The organism is Thermogutta sp. (assembly GCF_014359955.1).
Lineage (GTDB): Bacteria > Planctomycetota > Planctomycetia > Pirellulales > Thermoguttaceae > Thermogutta.
Genome location: NZ_JACIYL010000994.1, coordinates 1 through 1,389, shown reverse-complemented (window position 1 = coordinate 1,389; position 1,389 = coordinate 1). Strand labels below are relative to the sequence as shown.

General features: G+C 58.3%; 2 protein-coding genes. Both read left to right on the top strand.

The window, feature by feature from the left end; translation table 11 throughout:
• The coding region (locus H5U08_RS18840) for a PEP-CTERM sorting domain-containing protein (protein WP_297036712.1) at positions 1–205 on the top strand (205 nt) is incomplete at its 5' end.
• Positions 206–477: 272 nt separating this feature from the next.
• Positions 478–1,389, top strand: a 912-nt coding sequence (locus H5U08_RS18835) for an alpha/beta hydrolase fold domain-containing protein (RefSeq protein ID WP_297036709.1), incomplete at its 3' end; no start/stop codon positions are given.

Here is a 1,389-nt window from a genome sequence, read left to right as displayed (position 1 = left end):
GTTTCAGTTGGAACCCAACCCGTTATGGGAAGAAATCACCCTGATGTTGCCGTTTGTGCCGGTCGGACAGTACTTTCTCATTGATCGCTTCCACGTGGCCACGGAGTGCATCCCGGAACCGTCCACGGTGAGCCTGGCAGTGTTGGGCGCTTTTGGCCTGATTTGGACGGGTCGAAAGCGCACGAAATCAGTTCTGCGAAATTAATCTTGCATCAGCGCGAAGCCGACAGTGGTAGCCAGAACCCCGCATGTTGCGCGGGGTTTTCTTTTTATGGACGAGAGGTCCGCGGAATGGAGCCGGCCATTCTGGACAACCGTGACGACCCACGTCAGAATAACGGCGGCCTCAATTCTCGCGATACCTTCGCGGCACGCTCAGCCTGACATCGGAAAACACCAAGGCTGGGTCAGCGTGAGTTGCCGGTCGGCGCCTCGTTTTTGCCGTGCTGTTGTGGCCTTTGCATGTGGGAGAATTCGATGATGCGCTTCGTGGGAAGAATTTTGGTGGCTGTTGTCTTGATGAGTGGGGGAATTCTTGCGGCCGTCGCAAGGGCTGAGCCGTCACCAGCGAGTTTTATCGCTCGTTTTGATCGGGATAAAGACGGCAAGCTCAGTCGGGAAGAAGCACCTCCACCGATCGCGCAAAATTTTGGGCGAATAGATTCCAACAATGACGGCCTGGTGGATGCGGACGAGATCGCCGCGTTCCGCCAGCGCGTGGTCCAGGCGGCGCGAAGGCAAAACCAACCGGGGCAACCTCCGCGGGTCCCCGACTCGATCGAAGCCATCTGGGATATTCCCTACGCTCAAACCGATCATCCCAGACAGCGGCTCGACTTGCTGCTGCCCAAAAAGCGGGCGACGGATAAGCCGCTTCCCGTCGTGGTGGCGATTCACGGTGGTGCCTGGCTGGGCGGTGACAAACGGCAGGTCGTGGGGCGGCTCATCCCCTGGGTGGCCAGTGGGGAGTATGCCGGAGTCTCCGTAGGATATCGATTGAGCCAGGATGCCACCTGGCCGGCCCAAATTCATGATTGCAAGGCAGCGATCCGGTGGATTCGCGGAAATGCCAAAAAGTACAACCTGGATCCGGAGAAGATCGGTGTCATTGGTTGGTCGGCAGGTGGGCATCTGGTAGCCATGCTGGGAACAAGTGGCGGCGTCAAGGAATTGGAAGGGAACCTTGGAGAGTTCACCAGCGAGAGCAGCCGTGTCACCTGCGTGGTCGATTTCTTCGGGCCGACGGATTTTCTCACGATCGGGGATCATCCCAGCCAGATCAAGCACTACGCTCCAGATTCGCCGGAATCCCGCCTGATCGGCGGCGCGATCCCTGAAAATCCTGACAAAGCCCGGCAGGCATCGCCTATCACGTTTGTGTCCGAGGAT